Genomic DNA, 24445 nt, shown 5'->3' on the forward strand with positions numbered 1-24445 from the left:
ATTTTGTCACACCCGCGCGGAGAATGAACCTCTCTGGTGTAATATCGCGTGTAATCACCTGCTGTATGGTTAAAAAAGGAACCAAAAAGGATGCTTTTTACCCTAAAGAAATACATTGGAGGGATGATGCTTCCCCTCCCTCTCCTGCTGATGTTCATTGCGCTCGGGCTGCTGCTGGTGTGGTTCACCCGTTTTCAGCGAAGTGGCAAAATCGTGATCACCACCGGCTGGCTGGCGCTACTGCTGTTAAGCCTGCAACCGGTTGCGGACAGGTTGTTGCGCCCCATCGAAAACACGTACCCGACGTGGCAGGGAAATCAGAAAGTGGAGTACATCGTGGTGTTGGGCGGCGGTTATACCTGGGACGATAAATGGGCGCCCAGTTCCAACCTGATTAACAACAGTTTGCCGCGCCTCAACGAAGGGATCCGCCTGTGGCTGAGCAATCCGGGATCGAAAATGATCTTTACGGGTGCCGCCGCTAAAACGAATCCAGTCAGCACCGCAGAGGCTGGTGCGCGGGTGGCAGAATCGCTCGGCGTGCCGCGCTCGGCGATTATTACCCTCGACAGCCCGAAAGATACGGAAGAAGAGGCCGCGGCCGTGAAACAGGCTATCGGCAATGCGCCTTTCCTGCTGGTGACGTCCGCCTCGCATCTGCCGCGAGCGATGATTTTCTTTGAACATGCCGGATTGCATCCCCTGCCCGCGCCGGCGAATCAGCTGGCGATCGACGCGCCGCTTAATCCCTGGGAGCGCGTGATCCCGTCGCCGGTCTGGCTGATGCACAGCGATCGCGTCGGGTATGAATCCCTCGGGCGACTCTGGCAATGGCTCAAAGGCTCGTCAGGCGAGCCAGGGCAAGAGTGATTTTGTAGCCATATCGAAGTTCGCGCGGTTAAAACGCCCGGTATTAACGAGCTGCGCGACTTCATCCCACAACAGATACAGCCAGCGGCGCCAGAGGAAAGATTCCGAGACTGGCGCTCGCTGCAGATAGTGCCACATTAAGCTCTCTGCCAGCGCGCTTTCGCCTAAGCGGAACAGTTCATATTCGCGCGGCGCCCACAGCATAATCCCCGGCCCTACCATCGCCAGAAGCTGATCGCTTCGGGCGTCTTTCAGCATGCTGCGAAGGGTAAAGTTGCCGTGAACCAGCACGCAGTTATCGTTAAAGCCCTCAAACATCGTCGGCAAACATTCGCGGGTGCGGAATAAAATACGCTTATCCTGCATGCTCAGGCCGGTATTGTTGAACTGGTTGAGGGTGCCCCAGAGCACTTCGACCCGCTGGCGATACCACAGTGGCCAAAGGTTTTCCTGAGTGCTGTCTACCGGCCCGACCAGCCCACGGCTGTCCTGTCGGTGCCAGGACAGTAGCCCTTCGACGATTTGATCTTTAAGCTGCTCCCAACGATCCGGTGTTCTTGCGGGCGCTTCGACCGGGACACCGCGCAGGCGCTCAATCAGCAGCACATCCGGGCCGGGATGTTCTTCGTGGGTCATAACCCCATACACCGTCGGCATCCGCACCGTCCCGCTACGTGCCAGCATCGACATTTTCCAGGCCAGCTGCCTGGCGACGCCGGGGGAGGTAAAGCTTCTCGCCATTAACGGCATGGGATTTCCGTTACTGTCGTACAGCGACCACAGGGAAGTGTCCGCTTTCTCACTCACGCACTCCACCCGACTGAGTTTCTCACCCAGCAGGTGGCTCAGCTCAGCACGCAACTGTTCCATATGAGATTACCCCCATCAAAACTACTGCTTTCATAATGAGCGTGTAGCTGACAGATGTCACCCTTATGAGATCAATTTGAACGTAGAAAAATGCGATAAAAACGAGGCGGTAGAACATCCCCCCAGAACGGGGGGATGCGGGAGATTTATTTCAGTTCCGCGCGTACGCGTTCGAGATCTTCCTGGGTATCGACGCCGGTTCCAGGCACTTCCTGTGCAACAGCCACATGGATTTTTTCGCCGTACCACAGCACGCGCAGCTGCTCGAGCATTTCGATGTGCTCCAGCGGGCTTGGTGCCCAGGTCACGTAGCGGCGAATAAAGCCCGCCCGGTAGCCGTAAATGCCCAAATGACGCAGGAAAGTATCGCCAATGGCCTCTTTGGACTGCGCAAAACGATCGCGATCCCACGGAATAGTCGCACGAGAGAAGTAGAGCGCGTAACCTTCCGCGTCCATCACCACTTTGACGGCATTGGGGTTAAACGCTTCTTCCGCGTGGTGAATCGGCACGGCCAGTGTTGCCATTCCGACCTGGCGCTGCGCGAGATTTTCCGCGACCTGGCGGATAATCACCGCCGGGATCATCGGCTCGTCGCCCTGCACATTAACGATTACCGTGTCATCGCTAAAACCGCATTTTTCGACGACTTCGGCCAGCCTTTCGGTGCCCGACTGGTGATCCGCGCGCGTCATGCACACTTCGCCGCCCGCCGCTTCGACCGCACGCGCAACCTCTTCATGATCCGTGGCCACAATCACGCGCTCGGCACCCGATTCACGCGCCCGCTCGAGAACGTGAACAATCATCGGCTTACCGTTAATATCGACCAGCGGTTTGCCCGGTAAACGAGTGGATGCGAATCGTGCCGGAATGATGACAACAAAACTCATGGTCTGCTCTCTTCTGCCGCCAGCGTACGGGCTTCGGTTTCCAGCAGGACAGGAATGCCGTCACGAAACGGGAAAGCCAGATTATCCAGTTTGCAAATCAGCTCTTGCTTATCCTGGCTGTAATACAGTTTGCCGTTGCACACCGGGCAGGCAATAATTTCAAGTAAACGGTGATCCATAGTTCCTCCGTATAGGTAATCGTTAAAGCTTACCACATTCCTTTTTCAGGCTATGTCTATTTCCCAGCCACTCCGACAGTCCTCAAATAACCCGTCCGGCAGTCGCCCCAGAGTGATTTGTCGGGCCTGCTGCCAGATGGCGAATTCGTTGAGCGCCAACGTGAGACCTTTTTCAAGCGTTGCACTGACTTTAACGCCCGCTTCCAGATACAACGCAATGACTTCCAGCACGCCTGTCTTGCGGTGCATTTTCGCGTCCATCCGCCCGACCAACCGCCCCTTATGCAGCAGCGGTAACACGAAATAGCCGAACTGGCGTTTCGGCGCGGGCGTGTAACATTCGAGGCGATAGGTAAAATCAAACAGCTGTTCTGCGCGTTTACGATCCCAGACCACCGGGTCGAACGGCGACAATACGGCGCTGTGCGTCGCGGTCAGCTTATCGGCCTGAGCCTGCGCCAAAAGTGGGAGGAGATCCGCATGGAGCCACATTTCCCCCAGCGTTTCCACCTCGACGCGCACGACGCGTTGGTTTTCCTGCCAACGTTCAAGCAGCGGTTTCAGCGCCGGCTGACGCAGACGATAGTAATCCGCCAGCCACTGCGGGCGAAAAATCCCCAGGCCACGGGCACTGTTTTCCAGCATGATCGCTTCGGCAGCGGTTTGGTCCAGCAGATCGCGTTCGTCGTCCCAGTGCGGCATCACCCGGTGGGTGAGATCGTACACGCGCTGAAAATTACGTCGCTCCACCACCATGACTTTTCCCGAGGTAAACAGCCCCTCAAGATGACGCTTATGCGGTTTCCACTCCCACCAGCCGCTCGTGCCTTTACGCGGATGTTCGAAATCGGCAGAACGCACCGGGCCGTTGTCCTGAATATGCGCAATCAGCTGGTCGATTTCGTCGGCATTTTCATGCATCCATTCCTTCCGATACTTCCAGCCCATGTTCTCCGGCAAGAGCATCCGATGCCGCACCAGCCCGAAATCGGTACGCGGCAGAAAACAGGCTTCATGCGCCCAGTATTCCATCAGATCGCCCCGGCTTAGCGCATCATCCAGCCACTGAGCCGGATAATTCCCAAGGCGGCTAAAAAGCACCAGATAGGGACTGCGGGCAACAATATTAATGGTGTCGATTTGCAGCAGGGACATGCGCTGGATTGCAGAGAGAATATCGGCAGGCTGTGCGCGACGGCGGGGCTTTTTCAGTAGACCTTGCGCGGCAAGATGCAAATGTCGGGCGGCGCTAAGTGAGAGTTGCGGTAGTGACATGCGTTTTCCTGTAAGTCATCGCGCTACCAGAACCGCATTCGACTTAGCGCACCAGCGCTATCAGTTCCTGGAGCAGGCGTTCTGGCTGTTCGCCGCTGAGCTGTGCATCAACGGGCAGATACCACCAGTTGGCTTTGGCAAAGGCGCGGCATTTAACGGCGTCTTTTTCGGTCATGATCAGATTCTGCTGAGAAGTCGCCAGAGGTTCAACGCTCTCCAGCGTCAGCGCCTGATGGTCGGCGAGAGGAATTCGATTTTCAAGCTTTGCCCCGCCGCTTTCCAGGGTGGCAAAAAACCGCGGAGGATGACCGATACCGGCCATGGCGACCAGACAAGGCAACGCGGTTATGTCCCGCTGTTCACCGGTCAGTAGATTAACCGCCTGTCCGGGCTTTAATGCCATGGGGATTTCGCCAGCCCGTGCTTCGCCGCCATTCACAATAACGGCATCGACGGAGCGCAGACGAGACGCACGTTCGCGCATTGGCCCGGCAGGTAACCACCAGCCGTTGCCGAAACGACGCTCACCGTCAATCACCACGATCTCTTTGTCTCTCGCCAGGGCGTAATGCTGTAAGCCGTCGTCGGTGATGATAATTTGCAGCGGATGTTCGGCCAGCAATGCCTGAACGGCTTCGCTGCGATTAGGAGAGACAGCGACAGGCGACCCGGTACGCTGAAAGATCAATACCGGTTCGTCTCCGGCCTGTGCCGTGGTGGTCTGTGAGGTCAGGAGCAGTGGATACTGCTCGGCTTTTCCACCGTAACCTCGTGAGACCACGCCGACACGCACACCCCGTTTTGCCAGCTGTTCCACTAGCCAGATCACAACGGGCGTTTTACCGTTGCCTCCGGCGGTAAGATTCCCGACGACCACAACCGGCACCGGTGCTCGCCAGGCTTTTTTCAGCCCCAGGCGATAGCACAAACGGATGATGCCGCTCACCAGGCCGTATAGCCAGGAGAGCGGCAACAGCAGTAGCCAGAGAGGTGATTCCCCGGACCAGATGCGTGCAATCATGCGCCAAACTGCATTTTATGAAGCTGAGCGTAAACGCCGCGATGCTCAATGAGATCCGCATGACTTCCGCGTTCAACGATCAGACCGTCTTCCACAACCACGATTTCATCCGCCTGCTCGATAGTCGACAGACGGTGCGCAATCACCAGCGAGGTGCGGTTTTTCTGCAGTTCATCCAGCGCCGACTGAATGGCGCGTTCAGACTCGGTATCGAGTGCCGAAGTGGCTTCGTCGAGGATGAGAATCGGGCTGTCACGCAGCAGCGCACGGGCAATCGCGATACGCTGGCGCTGGCCACCGGAGAGGAGCACGCCGTTTTCGCCGATCACGGTATCAAGACCGTTATCCATCTTATTGATGAAGTCCATCGCGTAGGCCATACGCGCGGCGTTTTCGATGGCTTCGCGGCTGTACTCTTCGGTACGAGCGTAAGCAATGTTGTTGGCGACCGTATCGTTGAACAGATGAACGTTCTGCGAGACGAGCGCGACCTGATTACGCAGCGACTGCAGGGTATATTCCCGCAGATCGTGACCGTCGAGGAGGATTTCGCCTTCGTCGATGTCGTAGAAACGGGTCATCAGGCTGGCAATGGTCGATTTACCTGAACCAGAGCGCCCCACCAGCGCAACCGTTTTACCGGCTGGAATGTTCAGGTTGATATTACGCAGCGCAGGCGTTTCGCGGCCTGGATAAGTAAAGGTCACATTGCGGAATTCAACGTCACCGTTGGCGCGGTCGATCACGCGTTTGCCTTCGTCTTTTTCCTGTTCCGTATCCAGAATGCTAAACAGCGTCTGGCAGGCGGCCATACCGCGCTGGAACTGGGCGTTGACGTTCGTTAGAGATTTCAGCGGACGCATCAGTGCAATCATCGACGAGAAGACCACGGTGATGGTACCAGCGGTTAAGGTCTCCATGACGCTAGGGAAGCTCGCGGCATACAGTACAAATGCCAGCGCCAGAGAGGCAATCAGCTGAATGATCGGATCGGAGATGGAAGAGGCCGAAACCATTTTCATCCCTTGCAGACGCATTTTGTTGCTGACCTTATCAAAGCGCTTGGTCTCGACATTCTGACCGCCAAAAATAAGCACTTCTTTGTGGCCTTTCAGCATCTGCTCTGCGCTGGTGGTCACCTGCCCCATGGTGTTCTGCATATTTTTACTGATATTGCGGAAACGCTTGGAGACGACGCGGATAGCGATCGAGACAATTGGCGCCAGCACGATGAGAATGATCGACAGCTGCCAGCTGTAGTAGAACATCATGATAAACAGGCCGATGATCGATGCGCCTTCACGCACTACGGTAATCAGTGCGCTTGACGATGACGACGCAACCTGCTCAGAATCGTAAGTGATGCGCGACAGCAAGGTCCCGGTGGACTGTTTGTCAAAGAAGGAGACCGGCATGCCCATCATATGGCTGAACAGTCGACGGCGCATGGTCATGACCACTTTTCCCGATACCCAGGAAATACAGTAGCTGGAGATATAGCTGGTGACGCCGCGTAAGATCATCAGTCCGATAACCACCAGAGGCATCCATAGCAACACTGAGCGATCCGTTTTACCAAAACCGTCGTCCAGTAACGGTTTGAGGAGCGATAGCATGAAGGTATCACTTGCTGCGTTGAGGATTAACGCGACACCCGCCACGATCAGACCTGTTTTAAAGGGTGCAATCATCGGCCAGAGTCGGCGGAAGGTCTGCCACGTGGAGAGATCTTTGTCGTTATGCATTCAAAAAACCAGCATTTGTTGAAATAGCCGCATATTCTACCCGTTATCGACGGGCGCGCCAAACCACTGATGATACCAACGAGGTAAAATTTGATCTCGTAAGCGTCGGATTTGCCAGCCATGTGGCGAAAAATGTACCGATATTTGCCCAGATTGCGGTGTATCGAGCCAAGAATAGCCCTCCTTTATGTAGCGTCGAACGACTTTTGCTGATGGAAAATGCCATGCGTTATAGCGTGCCGCAGAGGCCAAAGCGACCTTCCCTTCCACGCGCTGAATGAGCGTCAGTGATGACGAGGTATTACTCCCATGATGCGGCACCTGGATAAGTGTAGACGTTAGATATTGCCAACGATGACTTAACATCAACTGCTCGGCTTTCGCCTCAATATCGCCGGTGAGTAATACGCTGTGCTCACCGTCATCAATTTTCACTACGCACGAGCGGTTATTTCCCTGCACCTGATACCCTTTCGGCGGCCAGTGCGCCGTAAAGGTCAGGCCCTGCCACTGCCATTGCTCGCCACGAAAACAGGGCTGATGTCCGCCCCAGCCGAGTGGACTTCTTATCCATATTGACGGCCATGCTTTTTGCAGAGAGCGTAATCCGCCAATATGGTCCATGTGTTCATGACTGATAATCACCCCTTCAGGCGTCAGATGGTGCCAGCGCAGCCAGGGGATAATTTGCTGTTGTGCACTGTCGCCCCCCGGCCAGGCTAAGCCGGTATCATACAAAATCGCCCTTCCCTGTTGCTCAACTACCATGGCCAGTCCCTGGCCGATATCCAGCATATGCACCGTCCAGCCCTCGGTTTTCTGAGAGCGCCACAAGGGAAACGTCAGCAATACGCTGATTGCAAGACAGACTGCGGGGGCTGACCGCCAGGCACGTAAACGCCATGCCATCACGGCAATCCACGGAAGACAGGTGACGGCGAGCCAGCGCTCATCAATATCAATCCAGCCATCCGGTAATTTTTTTAGCAATCCAAAAAGCAGATCCAGCGATTTATCAGCCAGAAACCAGCCCTTGATTTCCAATACATTCAACGCACAAAGATGCAGCAACATTCCGGCCAGGATCAAGGGGACGGATATGAATGTAACCAGCGGCACGGCAAAGAGATTCGCGATTACAGAAGAAAGACTCATGCCATGAAAAATGCTGACCTGTAGCGGCAGTAGTAAAAACAGCATCCCAAGTTGCAAATGCAACAGTGCTGGCAGAGGTTTTAACCACCGCGGAAGTTGCCATTTTGGCAGGGGCAGCCACTGATACCAGAAAATAAGGGTTGCAACGGCGAAGGCGGAGAGTGCCAGGCTTTGTGAAAGTACGGCCAATGGATCGATAAACAGGATCGCTGCGACACAACATAACCAGACCTGCCACGGTGACCATTGCCGTCCACTCAGACGCAGCAATGCCAGCACGGTAAGAGAGACGACAGTCCGTAACGCTGGCGGCTGCATTCCTGTAAGCCAGGCATAAAACGCCGCGAAGTAGACTCCGGAGAGTAATGGTGTGCGCCAGTTAATCCAGTGGCATGGGAGTAAAAATTGAAGTCCACGAACGATGAGCCAGACAATCGAGGCTGCAAGCGCAATGTGCAGACCCGAAATCGCCATCAGGTGCAAAGTCCCGGTCTCACGCATCAATTTTTTCACGTCTTGTGAGACTGCCAGACGCTCCCCCATTCCCAACCCAAGAATGACAGAACCCCAGGTATAGGGTGTCAGCGTTGAGGTAAGAGATGTGAGATAGCGGGAGCGCAGGCTGCACGTGGTATCAATCGCCTCGGCATGAGTGAAGCGACCGGTCAGAGGCTGATGCGAAGCAAGCGCATAACGCTGCGAATCAAAACCGCCTTCGTTAAGCTCACCATGCACCGCGCGAAGACGCAGCGTCACCGCCCAGCGTTGCCCTGCACAGACCGCCTGCGGCAAGTAATTTCCGTAGAGTGTGACACCTGTCGTCGAGAACCAGGGCTTGCCGCCAAGGCTGACAATCCTGGCCTGATGGGTGGTGGCGCCATCTGTACCTGTGATGACGATTTCTGCCCGCTGTGGCCCGGCCGTCAGGTTTTGCATCGGCCATACGCACTCAAGCGCCGCCAAGACTCCCCAGGCAAAAAAAACCAGCCATAGCCCCGCATACCGCAGATAAACCAGACGTTGCAGTGCCAGTAAGATGCCAACTGCAATGCACACCCAGACGACTGGCAAACCGGGGAGCGAAGGCAGCCAAAGTAATGGCAAGATAGCTGAAATTAAACATGCACTGATGACCGGAATACCCACACATACCTCCCTGTTTAGGGACAGTTTGCTGTATGGCGTTGGGCGAGTCAGGCAGGAAAATACGCGATTGCAGCCATTGCCGAAGAGAATCTTTCAGGTTGCAGAAACAGCCATGCTGAGTTGCAGCGCTGCTTCAGATATTTAAAAATAGATAAGAAAAAAGCACCCGAAGGTGCTTTCTTTTGAAAACCCAGTTCGCCCGAGGGCTAAAACTCAGTTTCCGTAAATATTGGCGCGATCGCGCAGTTCTTTACCCGGCTTAAAGTGCGGAACGTATTTGCCTTCCAGGTCGACTTTATCGCCAGTCTTCGGGTTACGCCCGGTTCGTGGAGCACGATAATGCAGAGAGAAACTACCGAAACCGCGGATTTCAATGCGCTCGCCTTGTGCAAGAGTCGAGGCCATATGCTCTAGCATCTCTTTCACTGCATCTTCCACTGCTTTTGCGGGGATGTGCGATTGTTGGCTGGCAAGTCTTTCAATCAATTCTGACTTGGTCATGATTCCTCCGGTTCCTTCAAACCAATTAGCTGAACAGCTTATTAAACAAGGGCGGCCGTAGCCGCCCTTTGTTATTGATTACAGAACGAATCCTGCAATCTGTCAAGTCTGCTCGTCATCCTTCGAGCGGTCACTGCGTTAACTTCGCCTTTTACACTCCAGTCATTTACGTGAGTAAGTGGCTGGGGCTTTCAGGCTCGTTGCCTTGTTACCGCCCAAACGATTTAGAGAACTTGAATTACTCGCCTTTAGCTGCTTTGAAAGCTTCAGCCATTGCGTTGTTAGAGAAACCTGCATCTTCCTGTTTGTTAACAGTTGCGATTGCATCTTTCTCATCAGCTTCGTCTTTAGCACGAACAGACAGGCTGATTGCACGGTTCTTACGGTCAACACCGGTGAATTTAGCTTCAACGTCGTCGCCAACGCTCAGAACCAGAGTTGCATCTTCAACGCGGTCACGTGAAGCTTCAGAAGCGCGCAGGTAACCTTCAACGCCGTCAGCCAGTTCTACGGTTGCGCCTTTAGCGTCAACTGCAGTCACTTTACCGTTTACGATTGCGCCTTTCTTGTTCAGTGCAACCCAGTTGTTGAACGGATCTTCTGCGAGCTGTTTAACGCCCAGAGAGATACGCTCACGTTCTGCGTCAACCTGCAGAACAACTGCAGCGATTTCGTCGCCTTTTTTGTATTCACGTACTGCTTCTTCGCCTGCAACGTTCCAGGAGATGTCAGACAGGTGAACCAGGCCGTCGATGCCGCCGTCCAGGCCGATGAAGATACCGAAGTCAGTGATAGACTTGATTTTACCTTCAACACGGTCGCCCTTGTTGTGGGTTTCCGCGAACTGCTGCCATGGGTTGTTTTTGCACTGTTTCAGGCCCAGGGAGATACGACGACGTTCTTCGTCGATATCCAGAACCATCACTTCCACTACATCACCAACGTTAACAACTTTGGATGGGTGGATGTTTTTGTTGGTCCAGTCCATTTCGGAAACGTGCACCAGGCCTTCAACGCCTTCTTCGATTTCAACGAAGCAGCCGTAGTCGGTCAGGTTGGTAACGCGACCAGTCAGTTTAGTACCTTCTGGGTAACGTTTAGCGATAGCGACCCATGGATCTTCGCCCAGCTGTTTCAGGCCCAGGGATACACGAGTGCGCTCGCGGTCGAACTTCAGCACTTTAACAGTGATTTCGTCGCCAACGTTCACGATTTCGCTTGGGTGTTTAACGCGTTTCCACGCCATGTCGGTGATGTGCAGCAGGCCATCAACGCCACCCAGATCAACGAATGCACCGTAGTCAGTGAGGTTCTTAACGATACCTTTAACTTCCATGCCTTCCTGCAGGTTTTCCAGCAGCTGATCGCGCTCTGCGCTGTTCTCGGACTCGATAACGGCACGACGAGAAACAACAACGTTGTTACGCTTCTGGTCCAGCTTGATTACTTTGAACTCAAGCTCTTTGCCTTCCAGGTGCAGCGTGTCGCGAACCGGACGAACGTCTACCAGAGAACCTGGCAGGAACGCGCGAATACCGTTCAGCTCAACAGTGAAGCCACCTTTAACTTTGCCGTTGATAACACCGACTACAGTTTCAGCTTCTTCGTAAGCTTTTTCCAGCGTGATCCAAGCTTCGTGACGTTTAGCTTTCTCACGGGACAGCAGAGTTTCACCGAAGCCGTCTTCTACTGCATCCAGTGCAACGTCAACTTCGTCACCAACCTGGATTTCCAGCTCGCCCTGGGCGTTTTTGAACTGCTCTGCCGGAATGGCAGACTCAGATTTCAGACCGGCGTCAACCAGTACGATATCTTTGTCGATAGCAACAACAACACCACGAACGATGGAACCCGGACGGGTTTCGATTGTTTTTAAGGATTCTTCAAATAGTTGAGCAAAAGATTCAGTCATGTTTAATCTTCAGGTTAATATAACGTCCACCTGGCTCCATGCCGGATGGGGTTGTTTCACATACCCACCGTCAATCCATTGCAGCGGGGCACTACGAATCTGTCGCGATTAAGCGAGTGCCAATTTCTGGCGCGCGTATTGTAACGCTTTTTCAATCACTTGCTCAATAGTTAATCGGGTAGAATCGAGCACTAAGGCATCGTCTGCCGGAACAAGTGGCGCTACAGCACGATTACGATCGCGGTCATCGCGCTCTTTTATCTCGGATAAAAGGCGATCAAAGTTAACACTAAAGCCCTTTTCCTGCAACTGAAGCATACGACGTTGCGCGCGTTCTTCCGAGGAAGCGTCAAGGAAAATTTTCACCGGCGCATCAGGAAACACCACCGTTCCCATGTCACGACCATCCGCAATCAGGCCCGGCGCTTCACGGAAGGCTCGCTGACGACGTAAGAGCGCTTCACGAACGCGCGGGAACGCCGCCACCTGCGAAGCCGCATTTGCCACTTCCTGGGTGCGGATTTCACCGCTCACGTCTTCCCCTTCAAGGATGACTTCAAGATTGCCGTTGGTCGACACAAAGCGGACATCAAGGTGCGCAGCCAGAGGCACCAGCGCCTCTTCAGAAGCCATGTCCACATGATGATGCAACGCCGCTAACGCCAGTACGCGATAGATCGCGCCCGAATCTAAAAGATGCCATTGCAATGCTTCCGCCATCGCTTTGCACAAGGTGCCTTTACCCGCACCGCTTGGCCCATCAATGGTAATTACCGGGGCAATTGCTGTCATCGTTCTCTCCTTCATTAAAGGCGTCAGTTACATAAACGCCGCGCATTATACGCGCCATTGCCCGCAACCGTTAATGTTGCTTGCAAATAACGGAATGTTTGAAGGTGAGTGTAGAAGAAATAGGCATCAAAGGACGGACTGGCGTAAAACCAGCCCGTAAGTCAAAGCGTTACTTCTTATCTGCCGCAATACGGTCGCGGATATGCTGCGCACGTTCTGTCGATGGCGGATGAGAATCAAACAGGGATTTAGCGTGGGCGCTGTCGAGGGCAGCCAGTTTATCGAAACTGCTGGCTAAACCCGCGGTGCTGATTTTACGTTGTTTGAGTAAATCGTAGGAGAAATCATCTGCCTCAGACTCCTGACTGCGCGAGAATGCAGAATTTATCGCCCCTTCCGCAATATCACCTAACTGAGACTGCGTGAGCTGAGACGCCACCCCGCTGGTTGCCGAAACAGCATCGCGAGCGGCAACAGTCGCATAGGCCGTCTGCATCGCTTTACGGGAATGGCCCAGCGCCACGTGCCCCAGCTCATGGCCTAACACCCCTTCGACTTCATTGTCCGTCATCATATCCATCAGACTGCTGTATACACGAACGCAGCCATTGGCCATTGCCCAGGCGTTGATGTCGCTGGTCAAATAGACCTTATAGTTAACCGGCGTGCCGTTAATAGTGTTCCCTAGCGCCTTCGCTATTTTATTGATGCGCTTAGTATATTTGCTTGAGGCGCCCGCAATCTCATTTTGGCTGTCCAGTTCTTTACAGCCGCCGTTGGCGATGGCTTTCGCATCAGCGTCAGAGAGCGTCGCGGCTTTATAGGCCGACATACCGGCGCTCGCAATCCCGTTAGGATCGACGCCGTTCATATTTTTACAGCCAGCAAGAAGCGTAGCGGCAATGGCCAGAGATAAAAGCAGTTTACGATTTTTCATATCTATCTTCCGTTGATTAACATATTGAAAAATTATGGATTAACCCACAACGTTCACGGGAAGATAGCACTCCACGATGTCATGAAAAAAGTTTGAAACGGGACATAAAAAAAGCCGACTCGTGGTCGGCTTTTTCATCTCATCCAGGGAAGAATCAGGCAAGTGTGCTAATGCGCGCCAGCTGTTCGAAATAGTCCGGGAACGTTTTTGCGGTGCATTTCGGGTCCAGAATGGTCACTGGCGTATCGGACAAGGCCACCAGCGAGAAACACATCGCCATACGGTGATCGTTGTATGTCCCGATCTCTGCAACCTGCAGTTTGGCTGGCGGCGTCACGCGAATGTAGTCTTCGCCCTCTTCCACTTCAGCGCCCACTTTACGTAGCTCCGTCGCCATCGCGAATAATCGGTCGGTCTCTTTTACGCGCCAGTTATAGATATTACGTAGCGTTGTGGTGCCTTTGGCAAACAGTGCTGCTGTAGCAATGGTCATCGCCGCATCAGGAATATGGTTCATGTCCATATCGACCGCGTTCAACTCACCGCGGGTACAGGCGATAAAATCATCGCCCCAGGTGATGACGGCGCCCATTTTTTCCAGCACGTCGGCAAAGCGAATGTCGCCCTGAACGCTGTTACGCCCGATTCCGGTGACTTTCACCGTACCGCCTTTAATCGCACCGGCGGCGAGGAAATAGGAGGCGGATGACGCATCCCCTTCCACCAGATAGTGGCCCGGCGACTGATACTGTTGCGCACCACGCACCACGAAGCGCTGATACGCCTGGTTTTCCACCTCGACGCCAAACGTCTTCATCAGATGCAGGGTGATATCAATGTAGGGTTTGGAAACCAGATCCCCTTTGATGGAGATCACCGTATCCTGAGACGCCAGCGGTGCCGTCATCAGCAGCGCCGTCAGGAACTGGCTGGATACGCTACCGTCTACCGCTACGTCGCCGCCCGTAAATCCACCGCGAAGGCGCAGTGGTGGGTAATTTTCCTGCTCCAGATAGTCAATCTGCGCGCCGCCCTGACGCAGGGCATCCACCAGATGGCCGATCGGGCGCTCTTTCATGCGTGGCTCGCCGGTCAGCACAACATTGTTGCTGCCCAGGCACAGCGCCGCCGCCAGAGGGCGCATCGCCGTACCCGCGTTGCCGAGAAACAGCTCCAGCTCGTCGACAGTTTGCAGCGCACCGCCGTTGCCCGTCACTTCACAACGCGTACGATCGGCTGAAAGCGTGTACTGAACACCTAACGCGTTCAGCGCATTCAGCATATGGCGAACGTCGTCACTATCCAGCAGGTTAGTGAGAACAGTGGTGCCATTTGCCAGAGCAGCCAGCAGCAGGGCGCGGTTCGAGACACTTTTTGAACCAGGCAGATTAATGGTGCCATCTACCCGCGCGATCGGTTGTAACGTCAGGGATTCCATGAAACTTAACTCTCAAATCAACATAATAAAAACCCCGCAGCGAAGCTACGGGGGTGAAAAACTCGCGCAATTAACCGTGGCGACGTTCGAAGTCGGCCATAAAATCAGTCAGCGCTTTGACGCCTTCCAGCGGCATCGCATTGTAGATGGAAGCACGCATGCCGCCGACCACGCGGTGGCCTTTCAGGGCATGCAGACCCGCCGCGAAGGACTCTTCGAGGAACAGCTTATCAAGATTGCTGTCAGCCAACTGGAACGGCACGTTCATGCGAGAACGATTCGCGCTGGCCACGTCGTTGCGATAGAAGCCGCTGCCATCAATCGCGCTGTACAGAAGGGTCGCTTTTTGCTGATTGATCTTGTCCATCTGCGCCACACCGCCATTTTTCTTCAGCCATTTGAAGACAAGGCCAGAAAGATACCAGGCGAAGGTCGGCGGGGTGTTAAACATGGAGTCGTTATCATTCAGAACGGTATAGTCCAGAATCGACGGGCAGGCCTGGTGCGCTTTGCCCAGCAGATCTTCGCGGACAATCACTAACGTTAAACCAGCCGGGCCAATGTTCTTCTGCGCGCCAGCATAAATCACGCCGTAGCGGCTGACATCCAGCGGGCCAGAGAGAATGGTTGAGGACAAATCAGCCGTGACAACGACGTTGTCGCCAAAGTTCGGCTCTTCGTGAATGGCGATCCCGTCGATAGTCTCGTTCGGGCAGTAGTGAAGATACGCTGCGTCGCTGGACAGCTGCCATTCACTCATCGGCTTCACGCCGCGCAGGCCATCAACAGTGATTTTGGCGTCGATAACATTCGGGGTGCAGTATTTTTTGGCTTCTTTCACTGCGCTGGCGGCCCAGTAGCCGGCATCAACGTAGTCTGCGGTGGTTTTGTCGCCGAGCAGATTCAGCGGGATGCCCGCAAACTGACCGCGCCCGCCGCCGTGGCAGAACAATACTTTGTAGTTCGAGGGAATATTCAGCAGATCGCGAAAATCTGTTTCTGCCTCTTCCGCCACATGGATAAACTCTTTTCCACGATGGCTAATTTCCATCACCGATGTACCGAGACCCTGCCAGTCGCAAAGCTCCTGCTGAGCCTGTTTAAGCACATCCGCCGGTAGCATTGCCGGACCTGAACTGAAATTAAAGACCTGAGCCATTTACCCTCACCACGCTAAAAGCCATAAGTTATAACTGTGGATATCGGTTTTATCATTCAGTGACACGCGCCGCAATGTCTAAAACTTATGACCGGGAAAATGTGTCCCCGCTCACACAAAACAATCTGCCAGCACGTTGTCACAAAACCGACAAATTGGCTGTCAGGTGACGCGTTTAGCCCGGCTCACCTTCGTCCATACTGGATTCGCACAGCGAGGGCAAAGTTGATGATCGCCCGGCTGCATCGTCAGAACATGGCTACAGCGTCGACAGGCGTACTCTCCTGCCTCCGGGACGGTGGTAAAGCGTTCAACGTATTCATCCGGCAAAATGCATAAACCCGGCTTCACGTCATCGTCGTCATAGTAGTAGACGCTAATCTGCCCGTTCGTTTCCATGATCGCCAGCCGCACCTGGCCCAGCTGTTCCACGCTGTTTAAGCGCAGCTCCATGAAAAACTCAAATTCAGTCATGTTGGCGCTGCGCACCTTCTCCCAGGCCAGTTGCCCCTCTTCGACAATCACCACCGGCTTGCCTTCCAGCAGATCCTCGATTTTTTCGCTTTTCGACATCAGCCACATCACCAGCCGATAGAGCAAGCCCAGCGTGACAAAAACGATCAGCACCGGAATCATCGGCACATCATCATAAAACGCGACGTCACCGGCCGCAGAGCCGAGTGTCAGAATGATCAGGACTTCAAAAAGCGACATCTGTCGAACGCCGCGCCGCCCTGTGATTTTGAGAAACAGAAACACCAGAATAAAGGTGTAGAGGCTGCGCAAAGCCACTTCCCCTAAGAACTCAAGCGGGACTTTGTCGAACGCCATCCGCTGAAGATCGAACGCTTTCATTTTTATTCGCCTTAACAGTAAGTTACTGCTGATAAGCATAGCTGAGTCTTTTATTTTCGCTCTTCTCCTCGCGAAGATAGCGCCTGCCACGCAAAACCCGTATCATTGCGCGCTTTACGTACGATAAAAGTGATCGCCATGACTCAAACATTTATCCCCGGCAAAGACGCCGCTCTGGAAGATTCCATCGCTCGCTTCCAGCAGAAACTGACCGACCTGGGTTTTAATATCGAAGAAGCCTCCTGGCTCAACCCGGTACCTCACGTCTGGTCTGTCCATATTCGCGACACCGACTGTGCGCTGTGCTTTACCAACGGTAAAGGCGCCACCAAAAAAGCGGCTCTGGCTTCTGCCCTGGGGGAGTATTTTGAGCGCCTGTCCACCAACTACTTCTTCGCCGATTTCTGGCTGGGCGAAACCATCGCCAACGGCCCGTTCGTACACTACCCGAACGAAAAGTGGTTCCCGCTGACGGAAGATGACACGCTGCCAGAAGGCATTCTGGATGCGCGTCTGCGCAAGTTCTACGATCCGGATAACGAACTGACCGCCGGTATGTTGGTCGATCTGCAGTCCGGTAACGACGAGCGTGGTATTTGCGCCCTGCCGTTTACCCGTCAGTCTGACGATCACACTGTTTATATCCCGATGAACATCGTCGGCAACCTGTACGTGTCCAATGGCATGTCCGCAGGTAACACCCGTAACGAAGCCCGCGTACAGGGGCTGTCCGAGGTGTTTGAGCGTCATATCAAAAACCGTATTATCGCCGAGTCCATCAGCCTGCCGGAAATTCCGAGCGAGGTGCTGGCGCGCTATCCGGGCGTGGTGGAATCTATCGCTAAATTGGAAGCAGAAGGTTTCCCAATCTTTGCTTACGACGGCTCTCTGGGCGGTAAATACCCGGTAATCTGCGTCGTGCTGTTCAACCCGGCGAACGGCACTTGCTTCGCGTCGTTTGGCGCCCACCCTGACTTCGGCGTGGCGCTGGAACGTACCGTTACCGAGTTGCTTCAGGGCCGTAGCCTGAAAGATCTCGATGTCTTTACCCCACCAACGTTTGACGACGAAGAAGTGGGCGAACACACCAACCTCGAAACGCACTTCATCGATTCAAGCGGTTTGATCTCCTGGGATATGTTCAAGCAGGACGCCGACTATGAATTCGTGGACTGGAGTTTCTCTGGCACCACGGAAGAAGAGTTCGCCACGCTGATGGCAATCTTCAAAGCAGAAGATAAAGAAGTGTACATCGCCGATTACGAGCACCTGAGCGTCTACGCTTGCCGTATTATCGTGCCGGGCATGTCCGACATTTATCCGGCAGAAGATCTGTGGCTGGCCAACAACAGCATGGGCAGCCATCTGCGCGAAACGCTGCTGGCTCTGCCGGGTAGCGAGTGGGAAAAAGAGGATTATCTGAACCTGATCGCCCAACTGGACGACGAAGGCCACGACGATCTTACCCGCGTACGCGAACTGCTGGGCCTGGCAACCGGAAAAGACAATGGCTGGTACACCCTGCGTGTGGGCGAGCTGAAATCCATGCTGGCCCTGGCCGGTGGCGATCTGGATCAGGCTCTGGCCTGGACGGAATGGACCATTGAGTACAACCAGTCGGTCTTCAGCCCGGAGCGCGCTAACTATTATCGTTGCCTGCAAACCCTGCTGCTCCTGTCTCAGGAAGAGGATCGTCAGCCGCTGCAATATCTCAATGCGTTCGTGCGGATGTACGGTGCCGACGCTGTTGAAGCCGCCAGCGCCGCACTGAGCGGTGAAGCGCCATTCTATGGCCTTCAGGCTGTCGATAGCGATCTGAAAGCCTTCCCGGCCCATCAGTCACTGCTCAGAGCTTACGAAAAACTGCAGCGCGCGAAAGCGGCCTACTGGTCAAAATAAGCGCACATAGCATTACAGACAGTAGGCGTATTTCAACGTCTGGGCTATATTACGGGGCAATTTCATTGCCCCGTTTTTTTATTTCTTTTGCAATGAATTTTGATTGTAATAATAAAGTTAATCACGGGTAAATATAATTATGCTTACCTGGGCTTTACTGTTACTTTTTAGGGTAATTACTCCATTTTAATTAACTGCTTCGGGAGAGGTTACAGGAAATAATTCAACTCTTTTCATAACTTTTAAAATTTATTTTTATACGGATAATCAAAAACTTACTCCGCATTTGTTGCAAAACCATGCGCTTTGCGGGCCTATAAGCCAGGCGAGATATGATCTATATCAATTTCTCTTCTATAATGCTTTGTTAGTATCTCGTCGCCGACTTAATAAAGAGAGAGTTAGTGTGAAAGCTGACAACCCTTTTGATCTATTACTCCCAGCTGCGATGGCCAAAGTTGCCGAAGAAGCGGGTGTCTATAAAGCAACGAAACACCCGATGACGACGTTCTATCTGGCGATTACCGCTGGTGTGTTCATCTCCATCGCCTTCGTCTTCTACATCACTGCGACAACCGGTACTGCTGCGATGCCTTTCGGTATTGCAAAACTGATTGGCGGTATCTGTTTCTCACTGGGCTTGATTCTGTGCGTCATTTGCGGCGCCGACCTCTTTACCTCAACGGTGCTTATCGTGGTGGCAAAAGCGAGCGGAAGAATCACCTGGGGTCAGCTGGCGCGCAACTGGATTAATGTCTATGTTGGCAACCTGATTGGCTGTTTGCTCTTTGTACTGCTTATGTGGTTATCCGGCGAGTATATGACCGCCAACGGTGGCTGGGGACTCAACGTCCTGCAAACCGCTGACCACAAAATGCATCACACCTTTATCGAAGCCGTCGCTCTCGGCATCCTCGCAAACCTGATGGTCTGCCTGGCAGTCTGGATGAGCTACTCTGGCCGCAGCCTGATGGACAAAGCCATGATTATGGTTCTGCCGGTTGCGATGTTCGTTGCCAGCGGCTTTGAGCACAGTATCGCAAACATGTTTATGATCCCGATGGGTATCGTAATCCGCAACTTTGCGAGCCCGGAGTTCTGGACTGCAGTTGGTTCAACGCCGGAAAGTTTCTCTCACCTGACTATTATGAACTTCATCACAGATAACCTGATCCCTGTCACTATTGGGAACATTATCGGTGGGGGTCTGCTGGTTGGGTTGACATACTGGGTCATTTACCTGCGTGGCGACAATCATCACTGATGGTTTCTCAGGCAGTAAAGAAAAATCCACTTAAGAAGGTAGGTATCACATGTCCGAGCTTAATGAAAAGTTAGCCACAGCCTGGGAAGGTTTTGCGAAAGGTGACTGGCAGAAAGAAGTCAACGTACGTGACTTCATTCAGAAAAACTATACCCCGTATGAAGGTGACGAATCCTTCCTGGCTGGTGCTACTGACGCAACAACCAAGCTGTGGGACAATGTTATGGAAGGCGTCAAACTGGAAAACCGCACTCACGCGCCAGTTGATTTCGATACTTCCGTTGCCTCTACCATCACTTCTCACGACGCTGGCTACATCAACAAAGCCCTTGAGAAAATCGTTGGTCTGCAGACTGAAAAACCACTGAAACGTGCAATTATCCCGTTCGGTGGCATCAAAATGGTTGAAGGTTCCTGCAAAGCGTATAATCGCGAGCTGGACCCAATGCTGAAGAAAATCTTCACCGACTACCGCAAAACTCACAACCAGGGCGTGTTTGATGTTTACACCAAAGACATCCTGAACTGCCGTAAATCCGGTGTTCTGACTGGTCTGCCAGATGCGTATGGCCGTGGCCGTATCATCGGTGACTATCGTCGCGTTGCACTGTACGGTATCGACTTCCTGCTGAAAGACAAATACGCACAGTTCCTGTCACTGCAATCTGACCTGGAAAACGGCGTAAACCTGGAAGCGACTATCCGTCTGCGTGAAGAGATCTCTGAACAGCACCGTGCGCTGGGTCAGATCAAAGAAATGGCTGCTAAATATGGTTGCGATATCTCTGGTCCTGCTACCAACGCTCAGGAAGCTATCCAGTGGACTTACTTCGGCTACCTGGCTGCTGTTAAGTCTCAGAACGGCGCAGCAATGTCCTTCGGTCGCGTATCCACCTTCCTGGATGCTTACATCGAACGTGACATCAAAGCAGGCAAAATCACCGAGCAAGACGCACAGGAAATGATTGACCACCTGGTCATGAAACTGCGTATGGTTCGTTTCCTGCGTACCCCAGAATATGATGAGCTGTTCTCCGGTGACCCAATCTGGGCAACTGAATCTATCGGTGGTATGGGCGTTGATGGCCGCACTCTGGTAACCAAAAACAGCTTCCGTTTCCTGAACACCCTGTACACCATGGGTCCGTCTCCGGAACCGAACATCACTGTTCTGTGGTCAGAAAAACTGCCTCTGAACTTCAAGAAATTCGCTGCTAAAGTCTCCATCGATACCTCTTCTCTGCAATACGAGAACGATGATCTGATGCGTCCTGACTTCAACAACGACGACTACGCTATCGCTTGCTGCGTAAGCCCAATGGTTGTTGGTAAGCAAATGCAGTTCTTCGGTGCTCGTGCTAACCTCGCGAAAACCATGCTGTATGCAATCAACGGCGGCGTTGATGAAAAACTGAAAATCCAGGTTGGTCCTAAATCTGAACCAATCAAAGGCGACGTTCTGAACTTCGACGAAGTAATGGACCGCATGGATCACTTCATGGACTGGCTGGCTAAGCAGTATGTCACCGCCCTGAACATCATCCACTACATGCACGACAAGTACAGCTACGAAGCTTCTCTGATGGCTCTGCACGACCGTGACGTGGTTCGCACCATGGCATGTGGTATCGCAGGTCTGTCCGTTGCTGCTGACTCCTTGTCTGCTATCAAATATGCGAAAGTTAAACCAATTCGTGACGAAGATGGTCTGGCGACTGACTTCGAAATCGAAGGCGAATACCCGCAGTTTGGTAACAACGACTCTCGTGTCGATGACATGGCCGTTGACCTGGTTGAACGTTTCATGAAGAAAATTCAGAAACTGACTACCTACCGCAACGCTATCCCGACTCAGTCTGTTCTGACCATCACTTCTAACGTTGTGTACGGTAAGAAAACCGGTAACACCCCAGACGGTCGTCGCGCTGGCGCTCCATTCGGTCCAGGTGCTAACCCAATGCACGGTCGTGACCAGAAAGGTGCAGTTGCCTCTCTGACTTCCGTTGCTAAACTGCCGTTTGCTTACGCGAAAGATGGTATTTCTTATACCTTCTCCATCGTTCCAAATGCGCTGGGTAAAGACGACGAAGTGCGTAAAACCAACCTGGCAGGTCTGATGGACGGTTACTTCCATCACGAATCTTCCATCGAAGGTGGTCAGCACTTGAACGTGAACGTGATGAACCGTGAAATGCTGCTCGACGCGATGGAAAACCCGGAAAAATATCCGCAGCTGACCATTCGTGTATCTGGCTACGCAGTACGTTTTAACTCCCTGACTAAAGAACAGCAGCAGGACGTTATCACCCGTACTTTCACTCAATCCATCTAACTGGAATTGACTGAAATCACGCAGTAAAAAGCGTACAATAAAGGCTCCACGTCAGTGGGGCCTTTTTAACACCCTCTCCACACCAGTCTCTTTTGTCCGCTATCTATATACTTAATGGATAACAGCCAAAACAGACTCGACATAGCCGATGAGCTATGCACATAAACAGGTCCCGGACGGACCGAATCTGGAGATATCACCGCAATGTCAACTATTGGTCGCATTCACTCCTTTGAATCCTGTGGCACCGTCGACGGCCCAGGCATCCGCTTTATTACCTTCTTCCAGGGCTGCCTGATGCGCTGCCTGTACTGCCACAACCGCGACACCTGGGACACCCACGGCGGCAAAGAGATCACCGTTGAAGAGTTGATGAAAGAAGTGGTCACCTATCGCCACTTTATGAATGCATCCGGTGGTGGCGTGACGGCCTCAGGTGGCGAAGCAATCCTGCAGGCGGAATTCGTTCGCGACTGGTTCCGTGCCTGCCGCAAAGAAGGTATTCACACTTGCCTGGACACTAACGGTTTTGTCCGTCGCTACGATCCGGTGATTGATGAACTGCTTGAAGTGACCGATCTGGTGATGCTCGATCTGAAACAGATGAACGATGAGATCCACCAGAATCTGGTTGGCGTCTCGAACCACCGTACTCTGGAATTTGCCAAATACATTGCCGATAAAGGAATCAAAACCTGGATTCGCTATGTGGTGGTTCCGGGCTGGTCAGATGATGATGACTCCGCGCATCGCCTCGGCGAATTTACTCGCGACATGGGCAATGTCGAGAAAATCGAGCTGCTGCCCTATCACGAGCTGGGCAAACACAAGTGGGTGGCGATGGGCGAAGAATACAAACTCGACGGCGTTAAACCACCTAAGAAAGAGACGATGGAACGCGTCAAAGGCATTCTCGAACAGTATGGTCACAAAGTGATGTACTAAAAGAGGTCTGAATGACAAAAGCCCGGGCAGTGTGCTCCGGGCTTTTTAGTATCAGGCATGCGCCACTGGCGTCGGATGCTCCCCTGCTTTTCGCAGCAGCATCAGGAGATAGATAAACGACACGCTGGCGATCATGATAAACAGCAGATTATCGGAATAGCTCTGCATCAGCATGGACGTAAACGTCGGACCCAGTAGGCTGCCGATGGTATAGCTCAGAAGCAGTGCCTGATTCATCGCTACCAGCTGGTGATGCTCGACTTTTTCACAGGCCCAGGCCATCGCTACCGGATAGAGCGTAAAGCCCGCAGCCCCCAGGATAAACAGCGCCGGGGCCATCGCCGCATTGCTCAACATCGCCAGACAGCCCATGATCACCACGAAAACCTGCACGCGCAGCACTAGCAGACGACCAAATTTATCGGCCAGTTTACCGATAGGCCATTGCCCCACAATGCCCGCGCTGACCATCACGGCCATCCAGAAACCAATACCGGAATCACTCACACCTTTATGATTCAGGTACAGCGGCATCAGGCCGTACAGCGAGCCGAGTACAATCCCGGAGATAATACAGCCGTTGATACCCAGGCGTGCATGACGCAATCTGAGCATCGGCCAGACCTGCGTCGCTTCCTGATGTTCGCTACCCTGGTTAACAATTCGGGTAAAGAGCAGAGGCAGCATCGCCGCCAGCACCATACCGGTCACCCACGGCAGGACGCTCATCAAATCGGTAGGCAGTTTGCTGATCATCAACTGGCCCAGCACCGTCCCCACGTAATAGACCATCATGTACGCCGCCAGTAAGCGGCCACGATTGCGGGATGTCCCACTGCACATCAGTGCGCTTTCCACCACCACCCAGATCATCGCGCAGCCGACGCCAGCAATAAAACGGAAGCTCATCCAGCTCCAGAATCCGACCATCACGCCCAGACCCACGCAACCGGCCGCGAAGATCAGCGAGGCCAGGTAATAACTGCGGTTGAACCCGAAACGTTTGATCAGTTTACCGGTCAGTAAAGTACCCAGCAGATTACCGGTAAAATAGGATGAGCTGACCATCCCCACCTGCCATGTCGGAAGGTTTTCATGGGCGAGCCAAAGCGGGACGAGCGTATTTAATACCGCTATCGCCAGGGTCAACAAAAGCAGGCCACAGAGCAAGAGCAGCACTGGGCGGGTGTAGGTGGTCATGGATTTTAACCGTGAGGAAGTAAAGATTCGAGCGCATCATGCCACCGGCAAAAACAA

Annotated in this window: 20 protein-coding genes; 5 read left to right on the forward strand and 15 right to left on the reverse strand. The window is 53.3% G+C overall.

The window, feature by feature from the left end:
• The first annotated feature begins 90 nt into the window (after window positions 1-90).
• Window positions 91-870, forward strand: coding sequence for an envelope biogenesis factor ElyC (elyC, locus tag OVA10_RS17115; RefSeq protein WP_181827569.1), 780 nt, complete (start codon window positions 91-93; stop codon window positions 868-870).
• On the opposite strand, the gene OVA10_RS17120 is transcribed toward elyC, so the two are convergent.
• The 14 genes from OVA10_RS17120 to OVA10_RS17185 form a co-directional block, all read right to left on the reverse strand.
• Window positions 847-1740: a YcbJ family phosphotransferase gene (locus OVA10_RS17120; protein ID WP_100776991.1), complete on the reverse strand. Its 894-nt coding sequence runs from the start codon at window positions 1738-1740 to the stop codon at window positions 847-849. The genes elyC and OVA10_RS17120 overlap by 24 nt on opposite strands.
• Window positions 1741-1886: 146 nt before the next feature.
• Entirely contained in the window at window positions 1887-2633 is a 747-nt protein-coding gene (gene kdsB, locus OVA10_RS17125) for a 3-deoxy-manno-octulosonate cytidylyltransferase (RefSeq protein ID WP_100776992.1), read from the reverse strand.
• Window positions 2630-2812 (reverse strand): protein YcaR, encoded by a 183-nt coding sequence (ycaR, locus tag OVA10_RS17130; protein WP_095281446.1) that lies wholly within the window; start codon window positions 2810-2812, stop codon window positions 2630-2632. Before ycaR ends, kdsB begins: the two co-directional genes overlap by 4 nt.
• A gap of 45 nt (window positions 2813-2857) precedes the next feature.
• Window positions 2858-4087 carry a winged helix-turn-helix domain-containing protein gene (locus tag OVA10_RS17135; RefSeq protein ID WP_268196497.1) on the reverse strand — a complete coding sequence of 410 codons (1230 nt, stop codon included), beginning with the start codon at window positions 4085-4087 and terminating at the stop codon, window positions 2858-2860.
• Between the two features lie 43 nt (window positions 4088-4130).
• Entirely contained in the window at window positions 4131-5108 is a 978-nt protein-coding gene (gene lpxK / locus OVA10_RS17140) for a tetraacyldisaccharide 4'-kinase (RefSeq protein ID WP_268196498.1), read from the reverse strand.
• Entirely contained in the window at window positions 5105-6853 is a 1749-nt protein-coding gene (gene msbA / locus OVA10_RS17145) for a lipid A ABC transporter ATP-binding protein/permease MsbA (protein ID WP_100776995.1), read from the reverse strand. The genes lpxK and msbA overlap by 4 nt, the downstream gene beginning before the upstream one ends.
• 36 nt (window positions 6854-6889) lie before the next feature.
• A complete protein-coding gene (locus OVA10_RS17150) occupies window positions 6890-9154 on the reverse strand; it encodes a ComEC family protein (protein ID WP_268196499.1) in 2265 nt (754 codons plus the stop codon).
• Between the two features lie 213 nt (window positions 9155-9367).
• A complete protein-coding gene (ihfB, locus tag OVA10_RS17155; RefSeq protein ID WP_012016828.1) occupies window positions 9368-9655 on the reverse strand; it encodes an integration host factor subunit beta in 288 nt (95 codons plus the stop codon).
• Between the two features lie 238 nt (window positions 9656-9893).
• Window positions 9894-11567, reverse strand: a complete 1674-nt coding sequence (gene rpsA, locus OVA10_RS17160; RefSeq protein WP_100776997.1) for a 30S ribosomal protein S1 — start codon at window positions 11565-11567, stop codon at window positions 9894-9896.
• Window positions 11568-11675: 108 nt separating this feature from the next.
• Window positions 11676-12359 carry a (d)CMP kinase gene (gene cmk, locus OVA10_RS17165; RefSeq protein WP_100776998.1) on the reverse strand — a complete coding sequence of 228 codons (684 nt, stop codon included), beginning with the start codon at window positions 12357-12359 and terminating at the stop codon, window positions 11676-11678.
• Between the two features lie 169 nt (window positions 12360-12528).
• Window positions 12529-13296: a M48 family metallopeptidase gene (locus tag OVA10_RS17170; protein WP_181827564.1), complete on the reverse strand. Its 768-nt coding sequence runs from the start codon at window positions 13294-13296 to the stop codon at window positions 12529-12531.
• 154 nt (window positions 13297-13450) lie between these two features.
• The gene (gene aroA / locus OVA10_RS17175) at window positions 13451-14734 is read right to left on the reverse strand and encodes a 3-phosphoshikimate 1-carboxyvinyltransferase (protein ID WP_268196500.1); all 1284 of its coding nucleotides are present in this window, start codon (window positions 14732-14734) and stop codon (window positions 13451-13453) included.
• A 70-nt stretch (window positions 14735-14804) separates the two neighbouring features.
• Window positions 14805-15893, reverse strand: coding sequence for a 3-phosphoserine/phosphohydroxythreonine transaminase (gene serC / locus OVA10_RS17180; protein WP_268196501.1), 1089 nt, complete (start codon window positions 15891-15893; stop codon window positions 14805-14807).
• 162 nt (window positions 15894-16055) lie between these two features.
• Window positions 16056-16748, reverse strand: a complete 693-nt coding sequence (locus OVA10_RS17185) for a DUF421 domain-containing protein (protein ID WP_100777002.1) — start codon at window positions 16746-16748, stop codon at window positions 16056-16058.
• Between the two features lie 138 nt (window positions 16749-16886).
• Here OVA10_RS17185 and ycaO point away from each other — a divergent pair, with 138 nt between their 5' ends.
• The 4 genes from ycaO (at window position 16887) to pflA (ending at window position 23188) form a co-directional block, all read left to right on the forward strand.
• Window positions 16887-18647 (forward strand): 30S ribosomal protein S12 methylthiotransferase accessory factor YcaO, encoded by a 1761-nt coding sequence (ycaO, locus tag OVA10_RS17190; protein ID WP_100777003.1) that lies wholly within the window; start codon window positions 16887-16889, stop codon window positions 18645-18647.
• 406 nt (window positions 18648-19053) lie between these two features.
• Window positions 19054-19911, forward strand: coding sequence for a formate transporter FocA (gene focA / locus OVA10_RS17195; RefSeq protein ID WP_123429160.1), 858 nt, complete (start codon window positions 19054-19056; stop codon window positions 19909-19911).
• A 49-nt stretch (window positions 19912-19960) separates the two neighbouring features.
• The gene (gene pflB, locus OVA10_RS17200; RefSeq protein WP_100777005.1) at window positions 19961-22243 is read left to right on the forward strand and encodes a formate C-acetyltransferase; all 2283 of its coding nucleotides are present in this window, start codon (window positions 19961-19963) and stop codon (window positions 22241-22243) included.
• Between the two features lie 204 nt (window positions 22244-22447).
• On the forward strand, window positions 22448-23188 hold the full coding sequence (gene pflA, locus OVA10_RS17205; protein WP_100777006.1) for a pyruvate formate lyase 1-activating protein: 741 nt from the start codon (window positions 22448-22450) through the stop codon (window positions 23186-23188).
• A gap of 51 nt (window positions 23189-23239) precedes the next feature.
• Here pflA and OVA10_RS17210 read toward each other — a convergent pair whose 3' ends face one another.
• The gene (locus OVA10_RS17210) at window positions 23240-24388 is read right to left on the reverse strand and encodes an MFS transporter (RefSeq protein ID WP_123429161.1); all 1149 of its coding nucleotides are present in this window, start codon (window positions 24386-24388) and stop codon (window positions 23240-23242) included.
• Window positions 24389-24445 lie beyond the last annotated feature (57 nt).

It is taken from the genome of Lelliottia sp. SL45 (assembly GCF_026672535.1).
GTDB lineage: Bacteria > Pseudomonadota > Gammaproteobacteria > Enterobacterales > Enterobacteriaceae > Enterobacter > Enterobacter nimipressuralis.